The organism is Pacificispira sp. HM-600 (genome assembly GCF_977993705.1).
Map to the genome: position 1 here is coordinate 14,859 of NZ_OZ388079.1, position 20,659 is coordinate 35,517.

Sequence of the window (20,659 nt, forward strand, 5' to 3'; positions counted from 1 at the left end):
CTGCGTGTGGATGCAGATAAGAAGATTTGCGGGCTGAGCCCGGACAGCCAGTTCGTCGAACTCGCCGTCGAGGTCTTCGCGATGCTCGCCGACGCGACCCGGGTGCGGATCATCCTCGCGCTGCGCGCGGCCGACGAGCTCTCGGTTAACCAGCTCGCCGAGACCGTCGATAAGTCCCCGGCGGCGGTCTCGCAGCATCTCGCGAAGCTGAGACTGGCGCGGATCGTCGCGACTCGGCAGGAAGGACAACGGGTCTTCTACCGGCTCGAGAACGAGCACGCCTCTCAGCTCGTCTCGGACGCGATCTTCCAGGCCGAGCACTCCCTGGGCGGTACCCCTCGTCACCACCACGGAACGGATGAGGCATGACCGCGCACACCCACGACTTCCCGCACGAGCACGAGCACGACGGTCACACGCACGCCCGCGGCGGGCACTCGCTTGGCGGGCACGAGCACCCGACCGGGTTCAGGGGCTTCCTCTACGGGATTTTCGTGCCCCACTCACACGATGCGTCGGACTCGATCGACAACGCCCTGGAGGCCAACACGGAGGGCATCCGGGCGCTGAAGATCAGCCTCGTCGTGCTACTGGTCACCACCGTCCTGCAGGCGGTGATCGTGGCGTTCTCCGGATCGGTCGCGCTGCTTGCGGACACGATCCACAACTTCTCTGACGCGCTCACCGCGGTCCCGCTCTGGATCGCGTTCGCCCTGTCCCGCCGCGCGGCGACCCGCCGCTACACCTACGGCTACAACCGCGCTGAGGACCTCGCGGGCTTGTTCATCGTGTTGATGATCGCCCTGTCCGCGGTGCTCGCCGCCTGGCAGGCCATCGACCGTATCATCAACCCCCAACCCATCGGCTACCTCGCATGGGTCATCGCCGCCGGCGTTGTCGGCTTCCTCGGCAACGAGGCCGTCGCGATCTACCGCATCGGTGTCGGCCGCAAGATCGGCTCCGCCGCCCTCGTCGCCGACGGCATCCACGCCCGCACCGACGGATTCACCTCCCTCGCCGTCGTGATCGGCGGCATCGGCGTGCTCCTTGGCTTCCCCCTCGCCGACCCGATCGTCGGTCTGGTGATCTCCGCGATGATCGTCGTCCTCCTGATCGGCACTGTTCGCTCCGTCGGCCGACGACTCATGGACGGCATCGAACCCGAACTCCTCGACAAGGCCGAGCATGCCCTCGAGCACGTCCCCGAAGTCATCGGCATCGACCACGTCCGGCTCCGCTGGATCGGCCACCGACTCCATGGCGAAGCCGTCATACGCATTCCGGACGTCTCGCTCGCCGAGGCGAACAGGATCGCGGGCGCCGCCGAGGACTCGGTCAAGCGGCACCTGCCCAAAGTCGACGACATGTCCATCCGCACTCTCGCCCGATAACCCCCGCCCCGCCAGGCAGAAACTCACGGGTCCAGATAGGCTGAAACCGGCCCCGAGACCGTGAGTTCCCGGCCTACTCGGATTCAAGAATCGTGAACTTGTCGTCGTATTCGGTGTCGGGAACCTCGGCGAGCGCGGCCTGCACTTCGTCGGCGGTCCGCCCCGTGGCGGTCGCCAGATCGGCGATGGTGACAGGTTCGCCTTCGGCGAGGAGCTTCAGAAGGGGAGCCAGAGCCAGGTTTCCAGCCCGGTCTCAGCAGTGGCGAGGCGGTCGGTGATCGCGGCGGGTTCGTTGGTCATTCTCTTTTCCTTTCAGATGGATCTGGTGATGCGCTCAGAAGGCGCAGCAGGAGAGTTTGGAGACGTCGGCGGTGAAGGCTTGGCAGGCGATTTTGATGCCCTCGGCCATCGTCAGGTAAGGGCTCCACAGGTGGGCGACTTGGTCGGTGGTCATGGCCGCTTCGAGGATGTACACACCGGCGGCGGCGAGGTCGCCGGCGTCGGCGGCGACGGCTGTGATTCCGAGGATCTGGCCGGTGTCGGCGTTCTGCACGACCTTGATCACACCGCGCAGGTCGCGGTTGACGATGGCCCGGGAAACGTAGTCCAGGGGCAGTACCCGGCACTGGCAGCGGATACCGGCAGCGACCACTTGCTGCTCGGTCATCCCGACGGCGGCGAGAGCGGGACTTGTGAAGGTGACCCGCGGCAGGTGCCGGTAGTCGACCTCCCGGTTGGTGCCGGTGAAGGCGTTTTCCGCGACCAGGGACCCGTTGGAGGCGGCGACGTAGACGAACTGCGGATGCCCGGTGACATCGCCGGCCGCCCAGATCCGCGGGTTGGATGTCGCGAGCCGACCGTCGACCATGACCTCGCCCGAAGGGCCGGTCTGGATCCCGAGCGCTGCGAGGTTCAGTCCTTCGGTCACCGCCTGCCGACCCGTGGCGATCAGGATCCGGCTGGCACGGAACTCTTCTGCTCCACCGGATACGGTGGCCGTCGCGATGATGTCGCCGGTGTTCTTGTCGGTGCGGACCGTGTCGAGGTTCGCGCGGCGGACCACCCGGATGCCCTCGTCGGCGAAGATCCCCATCATGGCCTTGGACGCCTCGGGTTCCTCGCGGGACGCCAGCCGGGATCGGACCAGCATGGTGACCCGGGAACCCAGCCGGGCGAACAACTGCGCTTGCTCCATCGCCACGTAGCCGCCGCCGAGCACCAGCAACGACTCGGGAACCGCCTCCAACTCCATCGCTGAAGTTGAGGTCAGGTAGTCGACACCGGCCAACCCGTCGACCGCCGGGATGGTTGGGGTGGAGCCGGTGGCGATCAAGTAGTGCGCTGCACCGACCGTGCTCCGCGTCCCGTCCGCTGCGGTGATCTCCAACCTCGGGTCCGCCGTGGTACCGGCGAATGCGGCCGTTCCGGCTCGCAGGTCCCAACCGTAGGAGGCGATCAGATCCTCGTACTTCTCCGCACGCATGCCCTCGACCAGGGCGCGTTTGCCCTCGATCAGCGCGGGCATGTCCACCCGCCCGGTCGATGCGGAGATGCCCGGGAACCGTCCAGAATTTAGGGCAACGTGCCGGGCGTCGGCCGCCGCCAGCAGCGCTTTGGACGGCACACAGCCGGTGTTCACGCAGGTGCCGCCGATGACGCCTCGCTCGACCATCACCACCCGCTTGCCCAATTGGCTGGCCCGGATCGCCGCAGCGAACGCGCCGGCACCGGAACCGATGACGGCCAGGTCGAAGGAGGTCGGATCTTCCATGGCCTCAGCCTGCACCTTCCACTACGCTGGAAGGTCAAGGGATGCCGGAGGCTACTCCGGCGACGGAGGTGTACCGTGCTGATCGGTGAGGCGGCCACAGCGGCCGGGATGACGAGCAAGACCCTGCGGTTCTACGAAGACCGTGGGCTGCTCCCAGTCCCCAGCCGTGCGGGGAATGGGTACCGCGACTACAGCGCTGACATCGTGCCGCGGCTCGATTTCATCCGGCGCGGTCGGGCCACGGGCCTGACGCTGTCCCAGATTGGCGACATCCTGAAGGTGCGCGACGCCGGCGCCGCACCGTGCACCCACGTCCGCGACATCCTGAACAAGCAGTTGACCGACATCGACCAGAAGATCGCCGAACTCACGGCCCTCCGTGCCACGGTCGCCGAAGTCCGCGATACCACCGAAACCGGCGACCCGGCCAGGTGCACCGCACAGGACATCTGCAGCTACATCTGAGGCACCGTATCCGAGGGCAACCAGGCTAAGTATGACGACACCGACCATGCAGCACAGTTGCTCATGCTGCGGGCGAGAACTCCCGCGACGCAAGCTCCACGCCCTGGCGCACGACAACGCCTTCATCTGCCGCCGATGCGGCCTCTGGGTGGCATTGCGGCTCTCAGGCGACCGATCGGAGACCTCCGGGCTGAGTCCATGACGCACTGACGCGCCTGCTTGCTCGCATGTTCACCGAATGCCATCCATCATGCGATGCTGTCCAAGCTATTTCGGACACTGCCTGCAACCTCACCAGCGAGAACGTGCAGGTTCCGCAAACTTCGACCCCCGCATGGGCGCTTGAGGTCGGGGACCTTCATTGTTCCCGCCAAGCCGTCAAATCGCGGGAACATCTAGGTCTTTCCTCTTGCCTTCTGCCCTGTCTCGTACATCGCAAGTTCGGCAGGGTGGAGCTGATGCTGGACGACGAACGAGCGGTTCTTGATCCTCCAGAGCCCCTGTCCGGTGCCGAGACCGGGTAGCAATCCCTGCTCCGTTCCGGTGAGTCCGAGGGCCTGCGCAGTAGCTCCGAGCTGATCGCTCTCCTGCCGGTAGATCACCCGTGTCTCGGCGTTGGCGAGCAGGGACGAGGCGAGCGCGCGCATCGCCGAGCCCTGGTCGCCTACGTTGTCGAGGTCGCTGAGCTTGTGGAAGATGAGCAGGTTGGCGATGCCATAGTGCCGCGCGAGCCGCCACTGTGCGTCCATCCGGCGCAGCAGCGCCGGATGTGACATGAGCCGCCACGCCTCGTCATACACGACCCACCTCGGGCCGCCTGCCGGGTCGAGAAGCGCCGACTCCATCCACGCCGAGGAACACGTCATGAGCACGGAGATGAGCGTCGAGTTCTCTGCCACCCGCGACAGGTCGAGCGACACCATCGGCAGTGACGGGTCGAAGCGCACGGTGCTCGGGCCGTCGAACAGCCCCGCCAGGTCCCCGGCCACGAGCCTCCGCAGCGCGTGTCCGACGAGTCGGCCGTCCTCGGCGAGCCTGCCGTCGTCGTCCTTGGGCTGCGGGGCGAGGATGCGGTCGACCACCATCGGAAGGATCGGCACCTCGGCCGAGCGCACCGCATCGGCGAGCGCGAAGTCGACGGCGGTGTGCTCCAGCGGGGTGAGGCCGCGGTCGAGGACGGTCTCGGCGAGTGCGCCGATGAGGTCGCGTCGCCGGGAGGTGACCTGGCTTTGCCACTCGGCATCGCTGAGGCCCGAAGGCCGATGCCCTTCATCGAGCGGATTCAGCCGCGTAGACATCCCGTGCCCCAGCACGATCGCCCGTCCGCCGACTGCTTCAGCGACAGCCGTGTGCTCGCCTTTCGGATCGCCGGGGACATATACCCGCCGACCGAATGGGATGGAGCGCGTGTAGAGGCTCTTGGCGAGCGAGGACTTGCCGGAGCCGACGATCCCCGCGAGGACGATGTTCGGTGCGGTGATGAGGCCCTGCGCGTAGAGCACCCAGGGGTCATAGACGAACGATGCCCCGCTGTAGAGATCCTGGCCGACGAACACCCCGGCAGAGCCCAGTCCGCCCTCGGCGAGGAACGGATACGCCCCGGCCAGCGTCGCGCTCGTGTCCTGGTGACGCGGCAGCCGGAATCGGCCCGGTGTGCGGAGTGCCGCGGGCCTCGTCTCGCCGGACGGTGGCAGGTAGGTCGTCGCCCGCCGCGCCTCGCGTTCGGCCTCCCACGCCGCGCGCGCCAGATCCTGCTGCGCCTTGCGGTCGGCGGTCTCGATCTTGTTCGCCGCTCGCCGTCGCGCCTTCCGAGCGGCACGGCGCTCGCCCGCTGGGTCGAGCAGGACCGCGGTGTGCAGGCGCTCGCGGTCGTCGGGACTCATAGCGACAGCCCCTTTGGCGAACTGACGGGGTGGGCCTCGAACGGATCGCGTGAGAACGGGTCCAGCTCAGGTCGGCTGGCGACAGGTGCCGGGTGCCAGGCGATGTAGCTCGAATGCTGCGTCGCCTGATCGACGGCAGTCTCGGCCAACTGGACGAGTTCTGCGGCCTTGCGCAGGGCGTTGGCGGCGGCCCAAGCCTCATCAACCCCAGCCTCGTGGTCGCCATTGTCGAGAAACGCCTTGTCCTGGTGCCGAACGTGCGCCGCCGCGACCTGCTCCAGCACTTGCTCCAGGGAGCGCAGCGTCCCCAGCAGCTCGCCGACCACCTGATAGGTGTCCGCGGGGTCGGCGAAGGCGCGGCTCGCATGAGCGAGCGCCCGCACCGCCTGGCGGGTCTCCGTGGCGTCCTGCACGGGATTGCTGAAGGTCGGCATGGCCACTCCTTCCGGGGTCGAGGGCTGGGTTTGTCACACGTCCCGACAGAGCGGGAGCGCGGCGGCGGCGAAGGCGGTGGCCTGCTGGCCAACGAGGCGGCGCGTCTCACAGGACGCCTGCACGGCGGCTTGCTCGATAGCGGCGACGGCGGCATCCAGCTCATCGACCGTGGGCGCGGAGACGGAGATGAGGCCGGTGTAGCGAAGGACTCCATGTCCCGCGGTGAGATCGGACTCTTGCTGGAGCAGGTCCTGGTACTCGGCCGTGCGCGAGGCATCCTCGACCTGGCCGATCTTCGCGCGCTGCGTCGCATCGGAGAGAAGACCGACCTTCTTCTTCCGCAGGTCGCGAGCCGCGATGTCGGCGCGAACCGGCGTGCAGACGAGCGAGAACGTGCGTTGCACTCCCGAGGTAAGCAACAGAGGGGCGAGGAATCCGGGGAACACCTGCGAGCGGGGCCATTCGGAGAGCCAGAGCACGGTGTGGTAACCGGAGTCGGTTCTCACGCGATCCCAGCTCTCGGTCACCGCGACCGGCCCCGCGGTGGCGAGGAAACGTCCGATGTCGGCGTGCCTCTCCAGCGCGGGCGCGGCAGCCGGGTCGTAGGCGGAGCGCAGGATTACAGCGACCTCGCCAGGCGCGAGCCAGCCGGTCGTGGCGAGGTCCGCAGCTCGCAGCGCAGCGACGAGCGTGGTCATCTCCTGACGCAGCACGGCGGCAGCTCCACGGATGCCGCCGCCCGCGGAGCGGATCTGTCGTCCCGAGGTGTTCATATCGAGCGCAATCGAGATGGTCGTCGCATGGCGCTCGCCGGTCGGCCCAGCACGCTCGATCAGCTCTCGGTATGTAGTCGCAGGCCAGGAATCATCGTCGGCGCCGTGCCTGGCCCACCATTCGGCGAGCCCCGTGCCGGACTCCGGCAGTGTCCGCTCGCAGACCTGGAGCCGGGCGATCCGGCCCGAGCGACACGCCGTAGCGAGCACCCGACCCCAGCCGTTGATCCGCCGCTCCTGCTCGCCCGGATCGAGCAGCACGAACGCCGGGTGCGTCACCCCCAGAACCGCGGTCAGGGTCTGAGCGTGGGGGTCGTGCACCATCGCCGCGCCCGTCTCGGGATCGACCCATTCGCGCAGCGCGGTCGCATCGCCGGGGAGCGCGAGCGTGCCGACGGGACGCGGCTTGATGACGCGGCGGCGGAAGATCAACTGCCCTGCGGTGCTCCGCCACATCCAGCGCGACACGATGGGCAGCCAGTCCACCAGCTTGCGGCCGCCCGCGGGGACGACCGCGAGCAGCAGACAGCTGAGCCAGATCGGGGATGTCCAGACCAGCCCCATGCCGCCGCCCGTGTAGATCGTGGCGACGACGGTGACCACGCCGATGCCCAGCACGATCAACTGCGAGATCGACAGTCCGAGCAGGATGCCACGGTGCGCGAGTCGGGAGAACTGCACGGGGGAGACCTGCTGCTCGGGAGCCGGAGGGTGCTGGGTGGCCACGTTCTACCCCTTCCTCGGCGCTACGGGTATCGGCGGCGTGGATGTCTCTGCGTGCCCGGCTGCTGCGCCGCCGACCGCGGCACCGACTTTCGGCCCAGTCGTCGCTGCGGCTTTGACAACCTGCGCCCCGACGACGGCTGCGGCCGCGGGGCCGGCCGCTGCTGCCCCGGCACCTGCCGCGCCTCCCGAGGCCGCCGCCCCGCCACCGGAAGCGGCCGCCCCGCCACCTGCGCCCGCAACGCCGCCTGCTACGCCACTTGCAGCGGGAGCTGTGCTCGGCGCGGGAGGAGTCCCGCCTCTCCCGCCGCTTTGCCCTCCGAGGACGGACTTAGCCGCGTTCGGCTGGGCCTTGACCGGCAGCGGGACGGGCCGGTTGAGCGCCGACTTCGCTTCCTGCTCGCTCGACATCGCGTGGTACATGTCGAAGCCCACGAACGAGATGAACTTGTACGTCAGGTATGGCGCGAACGCGGCGATGAACATCAGCACGATGCCCGAGATCGGGTCACTGATCGAGGCGAGGTCGAGATCGATGGGCGCGCTGATCTGCCCAATGGCGACCAGGAAAACGACAACGATGACGAGCTTCGAGAAGATGAGCGCCACGACGAACGCCGCCCAGCGCCCGAACCATCCCTTCGCGGCATCCCAGGCGAACCCGGCGAGGGCGATGGGCGCAAAGACAATAGCGACCAGTAGCAGCGCCTTACGGATGAGCAGCGTGAACCACACGATGCCCGCACCCGCGATGCCGAGCCCGGCCAGGAAGATCGTGATGATCGCACCGACGCCGGGAGAGGCGATGTTGATCGTCGTTAGCCCAGCGGCGAGCAGTGCCATGCGGTCGCCGATGCCCTCCATCGTGTTGCCAGTCGCTTGCACGATGCCGATGGTGAGTTGATCGGTGACCTCCAACAGTGTCGCGGTGAGGGTGATGGCGACGAACGAGCCGAGCACTGACTTGGCAAGTCCCACGCCCGCGCGCGACAGGGCCATCGGATCTCGATGCACGAGCCCGGTGATCAGTTGGAGGCAGAAGAAGACGAGCATGACGAAGATCGCCACCCCGAACAGCACGTTGTAGACCGAGACGTACTGGCTTCCAGTAACGTCGATGAGCGTTGTCGAGTCGAATACCGCCCACACGCTCTCGAACAGCCAGGCGGCGGCCTGCCCCATTGCCTGCGCGAGCCAGTCGAACGGCGCGGAGATGAGCGACGCAGTTCCCTCGCCCACGGCATCGCACACCGAGGCGATGACGGGCACATCACAGATACTCATCGGCTCAGCCATCTCAACTCGGTCGTGGAGTCAGACCGACTGGCCGACGTTCCAAAAGAAGTTCACGAGCGTCACCGACGCACCGCAGATGATCGCCGCGCCGCACGAGACGAGTACGCCGACCTTGCCCCGGCTGGCGAGGTGCGGATTCGAGCTGTTCGCCCCGTAGCCCCAGACCACGGCCGAGATGATCAGGGCGAGGACAGCGAGGATGAGCCCCACCGTCATGGCCGCGCCGACGATGACGCGGAGCTGTTCGATGCCGGGCAACCCGTCGGTATTGGGGTCGATGTCGATCAATGTGTGCTCCTTCAGCAGGCGAGGGGACGACTTACCCGGTAGGTGCGCACGCTGTCCCAGTTCGATGGCGTCAGATGCTTGCTCCGACCCCAAGCAGGAAGTTGATCCAGGTGACACCGAGGCCGGCAAGTGCGGCAGCTCCGATGGAGACAAGGAACCCGACGCGCGCGCGGACAGCCGAAGAGATGTTGCCGTTCGCCGACGCGATCGCCCACACTGCGGCGCAGACGACGAGCATGAGCACGGCGAGGATGAGCACGATGGTCAGCAGCGCGCCAACGATGGCGCGCAGTTCTGCCTGACCGCCGACGGCTCCGAAGTCGGGGAATACGTCCATGTCATGCCGCCATCTGTGCTGAGCAGAGTGCCGCGGTGCTTGCGGCATCGAGGTTCTGCACACCGTGAGCGGCAAGCCACGGCTCGGCATCGACTGCCGTGGCGTTCGACCCGCCTGGCCGGATCTCGAAATGCAGGTGGGCTCCGGTCGACTTGCCCGCCGAACCGACGTTGCCGATGTGCTGCCCGGCAACGACCCGGTCCCCGACGCTGACGAGGACGCCGCTCTGCCACATGTGTGCATAGGCGGAGGCGATGCGCTCTCCATCGATCGTGTGCTCGATGATGATGAGGTTGCCGTAGCCGCCCGACGGCCCGGCGAAGCTGACCACGCCGTCGGCGAGTGCAAGGATCGCCGTGCCGTCGTCGGCAGCCCAGTCGGTTCCTGAGTGGAACGCTCGCTCACCAGTGAATGGGTCTTCGCGCCACCCGAAGTCGCTGGTGTTCACCCACGTCCCACTCGGCACGGGAAAGACGATTGCGGTTGTCTCAGGTATGTCGCCGAGCGGCGTACCGCTCGGCGTGGTCTCAGCGCGCCGGGTGAGCGCAGTGAGGATCGTTTCGGCGACCGGCTGGTAGTTCTGATAGCGGTCGGGATAGGCCGAGACCTCGACCGCCTGCGCCGCCTCGCCGGGGTCGAGGTGTTGCCAGTCGGGGATGTCGAGCAGTCCACGCGGTGATGGGTAGTTCGGCCCGCTCGAGCCTCCATAGAAGGCACGCGATTGGTAGGTCGCATTCATCAGCTCTGCGACGGTGCCCCATCCTGCGCTCGGCCGCATCTGGAATAGGCCGAGAGAGTCGTGATCGGTGCCTTCTCCGTCGCTCGGGAAGTCGCTTGATTCTGGAATCGCAGCCGAGTTTGCGAGCATCCGTAGCCGCGACTCGGTGAGTGCGGCCATGAGCGCGATGACGATGCCAGCGCGACCAACGCCCTCGGTGTGCGCGCCGACCGTGATGATGGTGGCTGCATGGGTTAGCTGCTCGTGGTTGAGGGTCACAGCCGCGCCCGCGCGCGTTGTGGCTGTGAGTGACTCGGGAATCGACCCGACGACGAGCGAGCTTGACGAGAGACACGTGGCGAATACCACGGGCGACACGAGCAGACTCACGCCGACCAGGCTCATGGGGAGCAGTGCGATGAGCGTGGCGATGGCCACAACGAGCTTCTTCATACGGGTGCCGATCAGCGCAGAGGGTTGTCAAGCTCAGAGAGGCGAAGCGCGCGGCAGGTGTCGAAGGTCGGCTCGCAAGTGATGAAGACGGTGAACGCGACATCGTGGGAGCTGCTCACGGGCTCAGTGCCGTGGATGCCCTCGCGTTGCCGAACGCCGGTGATCGTGTAGGCGACGGTGCCAGGGAGGATCTGCCCCTCGGATGCCTGCTCCAGCGCCGTCGCCCACTCGTCCGGCACGAACACGTCGTTGATGTCGAGCCATTGGCGGGTCTGCATTGTGCGGAGTTGCGCCCAGGCGTCCGCGGTCGGGAGATAGGTGCGCACGTCAGAGGCGAGCCCGGCGGTCTCATTGCCGGAGGGGTCGCCCACATCCACGATGACCTGCGCGTAGTCGGTCGGCCCGAACTCGGTCGCGGTGTCCCATGTGAACAGCGCATTGGCGAGGGCTCGTGCGAACGTCTCGGGGTCGTCGGACTCACGGACGACGGGTGGCGCGCTCGATGTCGGGGACGGTGCGCTGGTGGAAGCGCCTGGTGGGTCGCTCGCGGAGCTGCCGCCCGGCGAAGGCTCGGATCGAGGCGCGAGCAGCAACCCATAGAGCCCGACTCCGACGAGGACGGCGAGCACGGCGGCGCCGACGATAAGGAGGATCATGAGGCGACGAGGGAAGCGAGTCTGCGGCATCAGGCACTCTCCTTGGCGAGACGTTGGCGGGCGGTTCGGGCGGCGCGGGCCGCGTCGAAGAAATGGACGGTAGCGTCGAGGATCGTCTCGAAGTGCTCCCATTGGTCATCACTCAGCGCGGTGCCGACCTCGGCAGGGTCGTAGTGCGACCACCACTGATCGAGGTCATTCCAGGTGAGGGTGAACGCCCGCACCGGATAGCGAACCGGCACGGCGCTCGACGCTGGTGCGGGTGCCGGGCCTCGCTTGCGCCCTTGCTTCGCGCGCTCCAGCGCCTCCTGTGCGAGCAACTCCAGCTCGCCGGGTGGCTCGGGTTCCTCCTGCGGAATCGCCAGCATGGCGATCGTGCGGGCGTGCGCCGTGGTGATTGACGAGCCGCGGTCGATGGCGTCGAGTTCGGAGCGGGCGAAGCTGCGCACATCCTCCGGCTGGCGGGGGTCGTTCGCGATCCGCTGGAGATCGTTGATCTGCTCCAGGCTCGTGTACGACTTGCGCCCGGTGACCATGAGCGCGGCCTGCGCACGGGACTTGCCCGGAGCACCGATCAGCGGTGGTGCCGTCACGGCACCACCGCTCGCTCCAGCGATCTTCCCGCCAGCACCGAACTGCGTCGCCGCCTGACGACGAGCGGCGTCCTCGGCCATGAGCGTCTTCAGCTCGCGGTACAGGGCCGCGGCCTCCGTTTGCGTTAACGGCTTGTGCAGCACGTTGTCGGCTTGCTCGGCCATGAGCCTCTGGAGCCGGTCGCTGATCCCGGAGCGCACGAAGACGTTGACCTTCTTGTGGCCGAGCTTGCGCAGCGCCGCGATGCGTCGAGCGCCGCACACGAGCACGCCGTCCGGTGTCACGGTCGGAGGCTGGAGCAGTCCGTTACGTTCGATGGACGCTGCGAGTGCGTCGATGTCGCCCAGCTCCATGCGATGACGGCTGCCGACGACGATGGAGTCGATGGTGCGCTCCAGCTCGATGTGCCCGGTGCTCGCCGCCATGTGCTACCTCGCTCCCGCCAGAGTGGGCGCGTTCAGGCCGAGCAGCAGCACGAGGTCGTCATCGGTGAGCAGCGCACGCAGGGGCTCGCCGACAAGAAGGCGGAACAGTACGCCGCGGCCGACGGCGGTGTGGGCCTGATCGGGATCGGGGTTGCCGAGGATCGCACGGAGCAGCGCGTTCCAGCTGGTCGACGACAGATCGAGCACGGCCCGAGCGTGTGGGTCTCGCCGAAGCGATTCCGCTGCGCTCGCCCGCGACGGCGCTTCGCCGAGTCGAGTGCAGATGTGCTCGATGGCCGCGCGCGCCGTCTGCTCCGGCCAGTCGAGCAGCGTCAGTAGCTTGATCGCGTCCTCGACTGCACGGACGACGCCAGATACATCGTGGTCCGATTCGTTCTCGTCCTCACCCGCGGGCGCGACCTGCAATGCTTCGTGGTACTCGGTGAGCGGGTTCTCCCGGTCGCTGAACCGCTCCGGGTCGTGGAACCCGCTGTATTGCGGCCTGCGTGCCTGATGCGTCGAGCACAGCAGTCCGTTGCCTCGTTCCTCGGCGATCAGTGTGACCTGCACGGCACGGGTGACGACTGCCCACGGATCTTCCGCGTTGCGCACGGCCGGGGTGCGCATCGCGTCGAACGCGGCGCTCGCCGCCTCCCACGGGTCGAGGCCGTGCTTTCGCGCGAGGCTCGCATACCGACCCGCCGTGTATTCCATGAGCGCCGCGACACCCACGTCGCGCCGCCACGCGCCTTTCCCATCGTCGTGCAGACGCTCCAGGAGCGCGCGCAGTCCCTCCGAGGTGCGGAACGACGTGGGAGCGGCCTGGGCAGACATGGCGCGCTCACAGGCGGCGGAGCGGGTCGCGGCTGACAGAGGACTGGCGCGCAGGCGCCTGCCCGAACGCGGAGAGCGGCGCGATGCCCTGGGCACGCGCCCGGATGCCTGGCCGGGTCACCGGAGTTGCCTGCGGCGAGGTCTGCCGACGCTCCTCGACGCGGCGCGCCAGCTCGGTGCGCAGGTCGATGCCGCGCCCGATCATGCGGGCCGAGGCGGATGGGAGCAGCTCGGTCGGGCGCACCCACACCACCTGGCTGCGGTCGTGCTCTGCGCTCAGGCGCTCCAGGAGTGGGTGGCCGCCGCGCCACGTCTGCGCGGCGAGCCACGGGTCGGTGTGGCGCGCCAGCTCCGAGATCTCAGCAGCCTCGATCGGAGTCGGCTTCAGCGTGTGGAGGACATCGGCAAGCCGACGGGCGTGCTCGTCTTCTGGCAGTTCATCGTTCACAGCGCGCCTCCTTCCGATGCGGAGGCGAGCGCGGGCGTCGCCAGCCAGCGACCGACCGTGGACGGATGCACCCCGGTCGCATGAGCGATGGCGGTGTTCGTCATGCCGTCCTCCTTCATTCGCAGAGCGAGTTCTCTAGGAGCAAGGTGCGCAGGCGCTTCCGGCGACAGGTGCTCGACCGCGCTCGACACCAACTTGGCCGTCTGCGTCGACGGCTCTGCACGGAACCGTCGGGTGAGCACCACCGTCAGGTGCGTGATCGCCAGCAGCACGAGCGGCGGGACGGCGGCGACCGATCCCGCGAGCGCAGAAGGAACGTCGGCGTCAGCGGCGACGACCGCGTGGATCGCGTTGGCTGCGACCGAGACCGCGGCACCGGCCATGAGCAGCAGCCACGGATACCAGGCGGCGCGTTGCCCCGCGAGCGCGACGACGGACACCGTGGCGACGACGATGATGCCGTCCACGATGAGCGGCCACGCCCACGCCTGGCTCTGATCGACGCCTGAGCGTTGCGCGAGGTCGGCGAGCGCCGTGAACGACAGCCAGAAGGCGGCTGCGGCGATGAATACGGTCCCAGCTACCGCCGTCCAAACAGCGATCCGCCCGCGCGGCTGTTGCGTGCTGCCGGGGATCACGAGAGCACCTGACCCGATGAAGGCTGAGCTGCATGGCTGGGCACGGAACTGGCGGCAGGCGCGGACAGTGCGCCCCTCGCTACGCGGTGCGCCGAGCGGATCGTCGTCTCGATCTCCGGGGCGGGCAAGCCTGCGCGCTCGGCAGCCGGCCCCAGCGCGGCACGCACGCGGTCGGGCGGGATGCCCGCCTCGATGAGTCGACACGAGGCCCAGAAGAGGCCGCGGTTGCGCTCGCCCTCGCCGCGCATCCCGACCCAGTGGGCGATCCGCTCCACGTCAACGCCGTCCGTTCGCTCGACAGGGATGGCGGGCATCAGGCGCGCCGGTCGCGGATCGAGGAACTGTCGCAGTGCGCGGGCATCGACGGGAACCGCGTCGCCTCGCCCGGAGCCGATGAGGGAATACGCACTCGGCCCCGCATCGGTGGCGATGATCGAGGGCGGCACGATGACGTAGCCGCCCGCTCCCCGGAAGTCGATGCCAGCACGCGCCACCTGCCAGGACGGCTGCACCAGCTCGGGATCGGCCGGGTAGTAGGCATGGACGCCGCCCGAGGGCGTGCGGATGAACGCGGCCCAGCGATCCGTCAGCCCCGCGCGCCGGGCCAGCTCGAACGCCGCGAAGCCGCGGATCGCCCCGTGTACGTCGACATCCACGACCTCCAGCCCGGAGATCTGGCCCGTCGGCATCCCGATGTTGGCGCGCGGCCACCGCGCCCACCAGCGAGCGACCTGGTGCGGTTCGGTGCTCGCCTCGTGGAATCCCCGCTTGGTCAGCGGGCGCTTGCCTCCTGTGACGCAGGGAAAGACCGGGATGCCTGCCTCGGCGTAGCGACACGCTGCGGCGCTCGGCGACAGCCCGGTGAGCGAGGCGAGCAGGGCGGTAGCATCCAGCGGCTGGCGCTCTCCGCGCGAGGCTTCCGGCATCATCATCTCGGCACCTCCTGTGGCTTCGTCGTGAGCTATGGGGCTCTTGTCGATCAGGTGCGCCCGGGTTCCCAAGAGCCAGTCGCCGTCCAGTGGGCAACGCAGTCAGGCTGCGGGATGGTGCTGTGCTCATGGAATCGTCCTCCCGCTCACCGGGAAGCCGCGTTGAGCATGCTCAAACCTTCCCGATTCCGTTCTAACACCGCACGTTGAGCATGCGCAACGGTTGTATTGTGCATGCTCAACGGGTAGATTTGGGCATGCACAACTACCCTCGGGTCTGGGCTACGTCGACGCCTTGGCCCTCCCGAAGGGAAGGGGGTCAGCGACGATGACTGAATACGAAAGTCAGGCTGCGGCTAACGACCTCGCCAAACGCCTGCGGCTTCTGATGGATGTCGCTGTCGCCGAGTCCGGCTCCGAACCGACCTACTCGCAGATCGCGGAGTATCTGAGGCAACGTGGCATCAGCCTGTCTCGATCACGATGGACATACATGGTCAACGGCCACCGATACGTTCAAGACACGGCGATCTTCCAGGGACTTGCGGACTTCTTCGACGTCGATGCTGCCTTTCTTGCGGGGGAGAGCGGCGGGGCTACCCCGGAGAAGGTCTCCGCTCAGCTCGACCTCGTGCGTTCGATGCGCGCGGCGAAGGTGAAGTCCTACGCCGCCCGCACTCTCGGCGACATCTCGCCGAGAGCACTTCAAGCCATCAGCACGTTTCTAGATGAGGAGTTGACGCGTACACCTGAGCCCTGACGGGCTTCGCGCGCCGCAGAGCCGAGATCAGTACATGCTCGGACGAAAGGAGGCATCCGTGAACACCGAAGAGACCGTTTCGGCGGCCGTCGCCGAACTTCGGCTCGGCAGCAGGTTCACGCTTGAGCACCTTCGCCAGGCCGTTCAAGATAGGCGCCATCGCAGACTCCGTGTCGTCGAACTCGCCGACCTCGACACTCGCGACGGCATCTGTGCGCTCTGGTTGGTCACCGACACCGAAGACTTCGTGCTCCACGCACGCAGCGACTCCATGCTGCACCGCCAGCAGTTCGTCCTTCACGAGTTCGCCCACATGATCCTCGGTCACACGGAGGGCGATGACTGCACGGCCGGGGATGTCTTGCTGCCCAACATTCCTCCCTACACGCGCGGACGCCTGCTCAAGCGGCAGGACATTGACAGTGAGACGGAGGTCGCTGCCGAGTCCCTCGCTGATCGGCTGGCTGCGGGCATCCGAGGATCGGTGTTTGCCGAGTCGCGCTATTCGGAGATTTTCGGTTGATCCAGACGCTCGTCGCGATGCTCATGTGGGCGCTCGTGGCGAGCCTGCTCATCTTCCGTCGCAAACGGGCGGATCGGAGCATCACCTACGCCTCCGTCACGATCGCCGTCGCGATGACCCTGAACGTCGACGCCATCTACCTCGCCACCGATCCGCTTCTTGGTGGAACGAATGTCACCACCCTCCTTGCGGATGGGCTGCTGATGACCGGGATCTTCTTCCTCGGTCGAGGCGTCATGAAGGCCGACGAGTACCGACCCAGGTTCGTGCGCGCCGCCGTGGGCCTCCCGGTGCTCGTCATCTCGCTTCTCGCGATCACTACGACATTCATGTTCATCGACCGGGGCGCAACCACGACTCGATTCATGATCGACTTCGGCGCGCAACCCGCAGCAGCGACCTACTCGATCATCAATTTCAGCTACTTCTTCCTCGTTATCACGACGATGATGATCCTCGCCGCGCGGCAGTACCGGCACAGCTCCGGAATCCAGCGTCTCCCCGCAGGGCTGTTGAGCCTGGGATCGGCATTCGGCGGCGCACTGTGCCTGGCTGTGCTCATCATGGACGTCGCACACGTCACCGGCCATCTCGATCTCCTGCGCGCCGTGCAACCGGCCTACGAGCCGCTCTCTCTGCTCGCGTTCATCTTTCTGTGCGCGGGTTTCGCGGTACAGCCCGCCGTCCGCCGAGCCCAGCACGACATGCGCCGGAAGCGCACCGCCGGCCTCGCAACGCAGTTGGAATCACTCTGGAAGCGGGCGTCGCTCGTGCGACCTGGGCTGAGCCAAGCAGACCCGCTCGCTGCGGTCGCGGATGACCCGGAGAGCCGTCTACACCGAGAGATCGTTGAGATCCGCGACGCGATGATCGACCCGCGAGTCACCTTCGACATCAGCGCAGCGGAGCGCGCGCTACTGGAGAGCGCGGAGAGCCACCTCCTCGGACTCGACACGAGGGTGACACGGGCCATCGTTTCACCAGTGACCTGGGTCGAGGACGGGGGCAGCTCGTGATGCCTCGGGTCGCACTAGGTACCGGACTCGTTGCGGCGGCCGCGCTGGGTGTCGGCTGGGTGATCGCGCGGCGGCTGACAGCCCCCAGCACGCGACGATACGACCTGATCGTCCGCGAGGTGGAACACGACGGCGACGGCTGTCTCATCGTGCTCGACCGAACTCACCAGACCGCAGCCGAAGGCGCTTACAACCTCTGGTTCGAGAACGGAGGCTGGGCGCAACTCTCCGCAGACGTGCTCGACCGCGGACCGGGCCTGATCGCGCGACCGGTGACGAGCACGGCACCGGGACTCACGCCCAGGGCGGGTGATCGCGTCTCCTGGAGCGGCATCTACTACGCGACCCCTCGCGACGCCGGCCTCCACGCACACGACATCACCATCGATACTCCCGCGGGGCCTGCCCCCGCCTGGCGCATCGACGGCGACAGCGCCAGTTCGACGTGGGCGATTCACATACATGGCCTCGGCAGTCTCCGCGCCGGAACACTTCGCGGTGTGCTCGCCGCAACCGAGCGCGGCTATACCTCGCTCGTCATCACCTACCGGGCCGACGGCGAAGGTCCGAGAGTCGGCAACGGCCGCTCAACGCTCGGCTTCACCGAGATCGACGACGCCGCGGCTGCCATCGATTACGCGATGCGGCACGGAGCCCGACAGATCGTGCTGTTCGGATGGTCGATGGGTGCCGCCATCGCGCTCCAGCTCGCTCACCACCCGTCATATCGACGCAGCGTCGCAGGTCTCGTGCTCGACTCGCCTGTGCTCGACTGGAACGAAGTCATCAAAACGAACTGCACCCGCAGCGGACTCCCCGCAGCCGCGGGAAGCCTCGCGATCCCGTGGCTGACGCTCCGCCCGCTGGCCCACATGGTCGGCCTGCCCGAGCGCATCCCGCTCCGATCCTTCGACTGGACGGTTCGAGCCGAGGAACTCACCGCGCCCACGCTCATCCTTCACGGCACCCACGACGACTCCGTACCGATACGGCTGTCAAAAGCACTCCGAGATTCTCGGCCCGGCCTTGTTTCGCTAGAGGTTTTCCAAGCCGGACACACGCTCTCGTGGAACTCCAACCCCGACCGATGGCAGACGGCGGTGATCGCCTGGCTCACCGCCCACATCCCAATCCCTCTTCGCCAACCGGAACGTGTTGCGGATCTCCTTCGACACCGAGGAGATCAAAGTCCATGAGGAGCGGTGTCTGCCACGCAGCAAAGCGACTACAGCGCGCGGCGGGCAGCGTCGAGGCGTTCCATTTCTGCCGGGCGGAACGGTGGCCGATCGTGGAGGCGCCGACGCACCTTGAGCCCGTGCCCGGTCTGTACGCGATCCACGCCGCGGAGGAGGCATGGTCGGAGCTCGGCCTTGAGCACCGTCGCGACGTCCCTCTCTATGTCGGGATGTCCAGGAGCAGCCTGGTGACGAGTGACGGGGGCGAGGATCATGTACCCCGATTGGCCCTTCTCGACTTGCCTGCCAAGTGCCTGCCATTGTTTGAAGCCAGCCACGTACGACGGCAACGGATCGGGCACCCGGCCCGCCTCGAACGCCCCCTGATGCTGCACGAAGATCAGCAGCGTGTTGTTGAACGAGCGGGCACGAAACCGGGCCGCGAACGTGAGCGCCTGCATCCAGTCCTCACCTGACACCAACGACTCCACCGCGCTGGTGAGTTGTTCGTGCAGGGCGTCGAGCTTCGCATCCCGAGCCGCCCGCGCCTCCTCGCTGGTTGCCATCGCCGTCCTCCTTCCGCAGGTACCTGCACACGGCGGGTGGCCTCTGCGACCAGAAGGTGCGCGAAGGGACTCAGGAAACGCAATCGAGACGGACGACGGACAGATTGTGAGCGACCGCCAGGTGCATCACTGAACCCGACGTGGTCAGCCCACCTTTACCCCAGAAACAGGCACCCTGAATCGGCCTGACTTTCGTTCCTATCGGGAGCCTTGTCCGGCAGGTGCCGGTTGGGCTGATTCCAGGTCAGCGTGGTACGCGTCCTCGACCTCGATCGGGGTGCGCATGTCGAGCTCGCCGTGGAGGCGCTGGTTGTTCCACCACCAGACGTACTCGAGGGTCGCCAGCTCGACCTGCTCGACGGTCCGCCAGGGTCCGCGCTGGCGGATCAGCTCGGTCTTGTAGAGGTTGTTGACCGCCTCGGCCATGGCGTTGTCGAAGCTGTCGCCGACGGTTCCGGTTGAGGGCACGGCTCCGAGCTCGACGACGCGGTCGGTGTAGACCATCGCCATATAGTTCGAGCCGTGGTCCGAGTGGTGGGTCAGCCCGGTGAGGTCGCCGCCGGCTCCCCAGGCGGCCATGTCCAGCGCCTGCAGCGGCAGAATCTCGGCCTTCAAGGTGGCGGCTACATTCCAGCCCACGATCCGTCGCGAGTAGACGTCGGTGACGAAGGCGACGTACGCGAACCCTGACCAGGTCGCGACGTAGGTCACGTCGCACACCCAGAGCCGGCGAGGGCCGTCGGCGGTGAACCTCCGGTTAACGAGATCCTGCGGCAGCGACAGCATCCGGTCGCTCTTAGTCGTGAACACACGCTTGGACTTCTTGACGCCGCGCACCCCGGCCAGCCGCATCAGCCGTTCGGTCTGGTCCCGGCCGATCTCCCACCCCTGCCTGCGCATCAGCGCATGCATCTTCCGGCGCCCGTAGACGCCGTAGTTCTCCACATGCAGCCGGGCGATTTCCGGCACCAGCAGGTCGTCGCGCAACCGGCGGGCGGACGGCGCACGGCCGACAGCGGCGCGATAGCCGCGGGAGGTGAGGAAGCCCTGGACTGCCGGGCGCAACACCCGGCAGATGAGCTCGACCCCGAAACGATCCCGGTGTTCGTTGATGAACTGGATCATCTCGGTCAGGGGCGGTCGAGCTCCTTCGCGAAAAACACGCTCGCAGCCTTGAGGATCTCGTTCGCCTTCCGCAGCTCCGAGACCTCCTTCTGCAGGCGTTTGATCTCCGCAGCCGCTTCGGTCGTGACGCCGGGCTTCACCCCGGCGTCGACCTCGTAGCGGCGTTGCCACAGCCGCAGCGTCTCCGGGCTCATGCCCAGAAGGCCCGCGACGTGACGCACAGCGCTCATCATCGTCGGATGCGACGGCCGCGTCTCTGCGAGCATCCGCAACGCCCGCTCACGCATCTCCGGCGAATACTTCCTGTTCATCGTGTTCCATCCTTGCTTGAAGAACGGAACGAAAGTCAGGCCGATTCACTCTGACATTGGATTCCTCGAACGCAACGGTCCCTGCAGCCGTGAAGTCCTCTTGGAGCTCAACGCCGAAAAGGAAAT

General features: G+C 67.2%; 24 protein-coding genes. 7 read left to right on the plus strand and 17 right to left on the minus strand.

Annotated elements, in window-relative coordinates; genetic code table 11:
- Window positions 1-6: 6 nt before the first annotated feature.
- Complete coding sequence (locus ACXZ1E_RS00095; RefSeq protein WP_274638420.1) at window positions 7-369, plus strand: ArsR/SmtB family transcription factor; 363 nt, start codon at window positions 7-9, stop codon at window positions 367-369.
- Window positions 366-1,391 carry a cation diffusion facilitator family transporter gene (locus tag ACXZ1E_RS00100; protein WP_274638419.1) on the plus strand — a complete coding sequence of 342 codons (1,026 nt, stop codon included), beginning with the start codon at window positions 366-368 and terminating at the stop codon, window positions 1,389-1,391. Before ACXZ1E_RS00095 ends, ACXZ1E_RS00100 begins: the two co-directional genes overlap by 4 nt.
- Before the next feature lie 73 nt (window positions 1,392-1,464).
- Here ACXZ1E_RS00100 and ACXZ1E_RS00105 read toward each other — a convergent pair whose 3' ends face one another.
- Together ACXZ1E_RS00105 and merA are read right to left on the minus strand one after the other, a co-directional pair.
- Window positions 1,465-1,629 carry a hypothetical protein gene (locus ACXZ1E_RS00105; RefSeq protein ID WP_458042964.1) on the minus strand — a complete coding sequence of 55 codons (165 nt, stop codon included), beginning with the start codon at window positions 1,627-1,629 and terminating at the stop codon, window positions 1,465-1,467.
- 96 nt (window positions 1,630-1,725) lie between these two features.
- Complete coding sequence (merA, locus tag ACXZ1E_RS00110) at window positions 1,726-3,162, minus strand: mercury(II) reductase (RefSeq protein ID WP_274638418.1); 1,437 nt, start codon at window positions 3,160-3,162, stop codon at window positions 1,726-1,728.
- Window positions 3,163-3,237: 75 nt separating this feature from the next.
- On the opposite strand from merA, the gene ACXZ1E_RS00115 reads away from it, so the two are divergent.
- Window positions 3,238-3,627, plus strand: a complete 390-nt coding sequence (locus ACXZ1E_RS00115; protein WP_045246594.1) for a heavy metal-responsive transcriptional regulator — start codon at window positions 3,238-3,240, stop codon at window positions 3,625-3,627.
- Window positions 3,628-4,022: 395 nt separating this feature from the next.
- On the opposite strand, the gene ACXZ1E_RS00120 is transcribed toward ACXZ1E_RS00115, so the two are convergent.
- From ACXZ1E_RS00120 to ACXZ1E_RS00180, 13 genes are all read right to left on the minus strand, one after another.
- A complete protein-coding gene (locus ACXZ1E_RS00120; protein ID WP_458041482.1) occupies window positions 4,023-5,510 on the minus strand; it encodes an ATP-binding protein in 1,488 nt (495 codons plus the stop codon).
- Complete coding sequence (locus ACXZ1E_RS00125) at window positions 5,507-5,944, minus strand: hypothetical protein (RefSeq protein ID WP_458041483.1); 438 nt, start codon at window positions 5,942-5,944, stop codon at window positions 5,507-5,509. The genes ACXZ1E_RS00120 and ACXZ1E_RS00125 overlap by 4 nt, the downstream gene beginning before the upstream one ends.
- A gap of 33 nt (window positions 5,945-5,977) precedes the next feature.
- Window positions 5,978-7,444, minus strand: coding sequence for an SCO6880 family protein (locus tag ACXZ1E_RS00130; protein WP_274638414.1), 1,467 nt, complete (start codon window positions 7,442-7,444; stop codon window positions 5,978-5,980).
- A gap of 3 nt (window positions 7,445-7,447) precedes the next feature.
- On the minus strand, window positions 7,448-8,725 hold the full coding sequence (locus ACXZ1E_RS00135; RefSeq protein WP_458041484.1) for a conjugal transfer protein TrbL: 1,278 nt from the start codon (window positions 8,723-8,725) through the stop codon (window positions 7,448-7,450).
- A 30-nt stretch (window positions 8,726-8,755) separates the two neighbouring features.
- Window positions 8,756-9,025 carry a DUF6112 family protein gene (locus ACXZ1E_RS00140; protein ID WP_045246597.1) on the minus strand — a complete coding sequence of 90 codons (270 nt, stop codon included), beginning with the start codon at window positions 9,023-9,025 and terminating at the stop codon, window positions 8,756-8,758.
- 70 nt (window positions 9,026-9,095) lie between these two features.
- Window positions 9,096-9,362, minus strand: a complete 267-nt coding sequence (locus ACXZ1E_RS00145) for a DUF6112 family protein (RefSeq protein WP_274638413.1) — start codon at window positions 9,360-9,362, stop codon at window positions 9,096-9,098.
- Window position 9,363: 1 nt separating this feature from the next.
- Window positions 9,364-10,533 carry a M23 family metallopeptidase gene (locus ACXZ1E_RS00150; RefSeq protein WP_458041485.1) on the minus strand — a complete coding sequence of 390 codons (1,170 nt, stop codon included), beginning with the start codon at window positions 10,531-10,533 and terminating at the stop codon, window positions 9,364-9,366.
- Window positions 10,534-10,544: 11 nt separating this feature from the next.
- Window positions 10,545-11,219, minus strand: coding sequence for a hypothetical protein (locus ACXZ1E_RS00155; protein WP_458041486.1), 675 nt, complete (start codon window positions 11,217-11,219; stop codon window positions 10,545-10,547).
- Window positions 11,219-12,208, minus strand: a complete 990-nt coding sequence (locus ACXZ1E_RS00160) for a ParB N-terminal domain-containing protein (protein ID WP_274638410.1) — start codon at window positions 12,206-12,208, stop codon at window positions 11,219-11,221. Before ACXZ1E_RS00160 ends, ACXZ1E_RS00155 begins: the two co-directional genes overlap by 1 nt.
- Before the next feature lie 3 nt (window positions 12,209-12,211).
- The gene (locus tag ACXZ1E_RS00165; RefSeq protein ID WP_274638409.1) at window positions 12,212-13,042 is read right to left on the minus strand and encodes a hypothetical protein; all 831 of its coding nucleotides are present in this window, start codon (window positions 13,040-13,042) and stop codon (window positions 12,212-12,214) included.
- Window positions 13,043-13,049: 7 nt separating this feature from the next.
- The gene (locus ACXZ1E_RS00170) at window positions 13,050-13,490 is read right to left on the minus strand and encodes a hypothetical protein (RefSeq protein WP_274638408.1); all 441 of its coding nucleotides are present in this window, start codon (window positions 13,488-13,490) and stop codon (window positions 13,050-13,052) included.
- Window positions 13,487-14,128 carry a DUF2637 domain-containing protein gene (locus ACXZ1E_RS00175; RefSeq protein ID WP_274638407.1) on the minus strand — a complete coding sequence of 214 codons (642 nt, stop codon included), beginning with the start codon at window positions 14,126-14,128 and terminating at the stop codon, window positions 13,487-13,489. The genes ACXZ1E_RS00170 and ACXZ1E_RS00175 overlap by 4 nt, the downstream gene beginning before the upstream one ends.
- The gene (locus tag ACXZ1E_RS00180; protein ID WP_458041487.1) at window positions 14,125-15,060 is read right to left on the minus strand and encodes a bifunctional DNA primase/polymerase; all 936 of its coding nucleotides are present in this window, start codon (window positions 15,058-15,060) and stop codon (window positions 14,125-14,127) included. Before ACXZ1E_RS00180 ends, ACXZ1E_RS00175 begins: the two co-directional genes overlap by 4 nt.
- Before the next feature lie 325 nt (window positions 15,061-15,385).
- Here ACXZ1E_RS00180 and ACXZ1E_RS00185 point away from each other — a divergent pair, with 325 nt between their 5' ends.
- The 4 genes from ACXZ1E_RS00185 to ACXZ1E_RS00200 are packed head-to-tail and all read left to right on the plus strand — an operon-like array spanning window position 15,386 to window position 18,552.
- On the plus strand, window positions 15,386-15,817 hold the full coding sequence (locus ACXZ1E_RS00185; RefSeq protein WP_274638405.1) for a hypothetical protein: 432 nt from the start codon (window positions 15,386-15,388) through the stop codon (window positions 15,815-15,817).
- A gap of 34 nt (window positions 15,818-15,851) precedes the next feature.
- Window positions 15,852-16,340 (plus strand): hypothetical protein, encoded by a 489-nt coding sequence (locus ACXZ1E_RS00190; RefSeq protein WP_458041488.1) that lies wholly within the window; start codon window positions 15,852-15,854, stop codon window positions 16,338-16,340.
- On the plus strand, window positions 16,337-17,356 hold the full coding sequence (locus tag ACXZ1E_RS00195) for a hypothetical protein (RefSeq protein ID WP_458041489.1): 1,020 nt from the start codon (window positions 16,337-16,339) through the stop codon (window positions 17,354-17,356). Before ACXZ1E_RS00190 ends, ACXZ1E_RS00195 begins: the two co-directional genes overlap by 4 nt.
- Window positions 17,356-18,552: an alpha/beta hydrolase gene (locus ACXZ1E_RS00200; protein ID WP_458041490.1), complete on the plus strand. Its 1,197-nt coding sequence runs from the start codon at window positions 17,356-17,358 to the stop codon at window positions 18,550-18,552. The genes ACXZ1E_RS00195 and ACXZ1E_RS00200 overlap by 1 nt, the downstream gene beginning before the upstream one ends.
- Before the next feature lie 29 nt (window positions 18,553-18,581).
- On the opposite strand, the gene ACXZ1E_RS00205 is transcribed toward ACXZ1E_RS00200, so the two are convergent.
- Window positions 18,582-19,097 (minus strand): ArdC family protein, encoded by a 516-nt coding sequence (locus ACXZ1E_RS00205; RefSeq protein WP_458041491.1) that lies wholly within the window; start codon window positions 19,095-19,097, stop codon window positions 18,582-18,584.
- Between the two features lie 198 nt (window positions 19,098-19,295).
- Window positions 19,296-20,533, minus strand: a protein-coding gene (locus ACXZ1E_RS00210) for an IS3 family transposase (RefSeq protein WP_458041492.1) whose coding sequence is annotated in 2 segments (ribosomal slippage) — window positions 19,296-20,248 and window positions 20,248-20,533 — 1,239 coding nt in all. Because the reading frame shifts where the segments join, the coding sequence is not laid out codon by codon here.
- Window positions 20,534-20,659: the final 126 nt, after the last annotated feature.

Coding starts and splice junctions, on each gene's coding strand:
- ACXZ1E_RS00100 (WP_274638419.1), top strand. CDS start 366: ATGACCGCGCACACCCACGACTTCCCGCACGAGCACGAGCACGACGGT.
- ACXZ1E_RS00190 (WP_458041488.1), top strand. CDS start 15,852: ATGCTCGGACGAAAGGAGGCATCCGTGAACACCGAAGAGACCGTTTCG.
- merA (WP_274638418.1), bottom strand. CDS start 3,162: ATGGAAGATCCGACCTCCTTCGACCTGGCCGTCATCGGTTCCGGTGCC.
- ACXZ1E_RS00125 (WP_458041483.1), bottom strand. CDS start 5,944: ATGCCGACCTTCAGCAATCCCGTGCAGGACGCCACGGAGACCCGCCAG.
- ACXZ1E_RS00185 (WP_274638405.1), top strand. CDS start 15,386: ATGACTGAATACGAAAGTCAGGCTGCGGCTAACGACCTCGCCAAACGC.
- ACXZ1E_RS00120 (WP_458041482.1), bottom strand. CDS start 5,510: ATGAGTCCCGACGACCGCGAGCGCCTGCACACCGCGGTCCTGCTCGAC.
- ACXZ1E_RS00150 (WP_458041485.1), bottom strand. CDS start 10,533: ATGAAGAAGCTCGTTGTGGCCATCGCCACGCTCATCGCACTGCTCCCC.
- ACXZ1E_RS00165 (WP_274638409.1), bottom strand. CDS start 13,042: ATGTCTGCCCAGGCCGCTCCCACGTCGTTCCGCACCTCGGAGGGACTG.
- ACXZ1E_RS00180 (WP_458041487.1), bottom strand. CDS start 15,060: ATGATGATGCCGGAAGCCTCGCGCGGAGAGCGCCAGCCGCTGGATGCT.
- ACXZ1E_RS00160 (WP_274638410.1), bottom strand. CDS start 12,208: ATGGCGGCGAGCACCGGGCACATCGAGCTGGAGCGCACCATCGACTCC.
- ACXZ1E_RS00155 (WP_458041486.1), bottom strand. CDS start 11,219: ATGCCGCAGACTCGCTTCCCTCGTCGCCTCATGATCCTCCTTATCGTC.
- ACXZ1E_RS00135 (WP_458041484.1), bottom strand. CDS start 8,725: ATGAGTATCTGTGATGTGCCCGTCATCGCCTCGGTGTGCGATGCCGTG.
- ACXZ1E_RS00145 (WP_274638413.1), bottom strand. CDS start 9,362: ATGGACGTATTCCCCGACTTCGGAGCCGTCGGCGGTCAGGCAGAACTG.
- ACXZ1E_RS00200 (WP_458041490.1), top strand. CDS start 17,356: ATGCCTCGGGTCGCACTAGGTACCGGACTCGTTGCGGCGGCCGCGCTG.
- ACXZ1E_RS00205 (WP_458041491.1), bottom strand. CDS start 19,097: ATGGCAACCAGCGAGGAGGCGCGGGCGGCTCGGGATGCGAAGCTCGAC.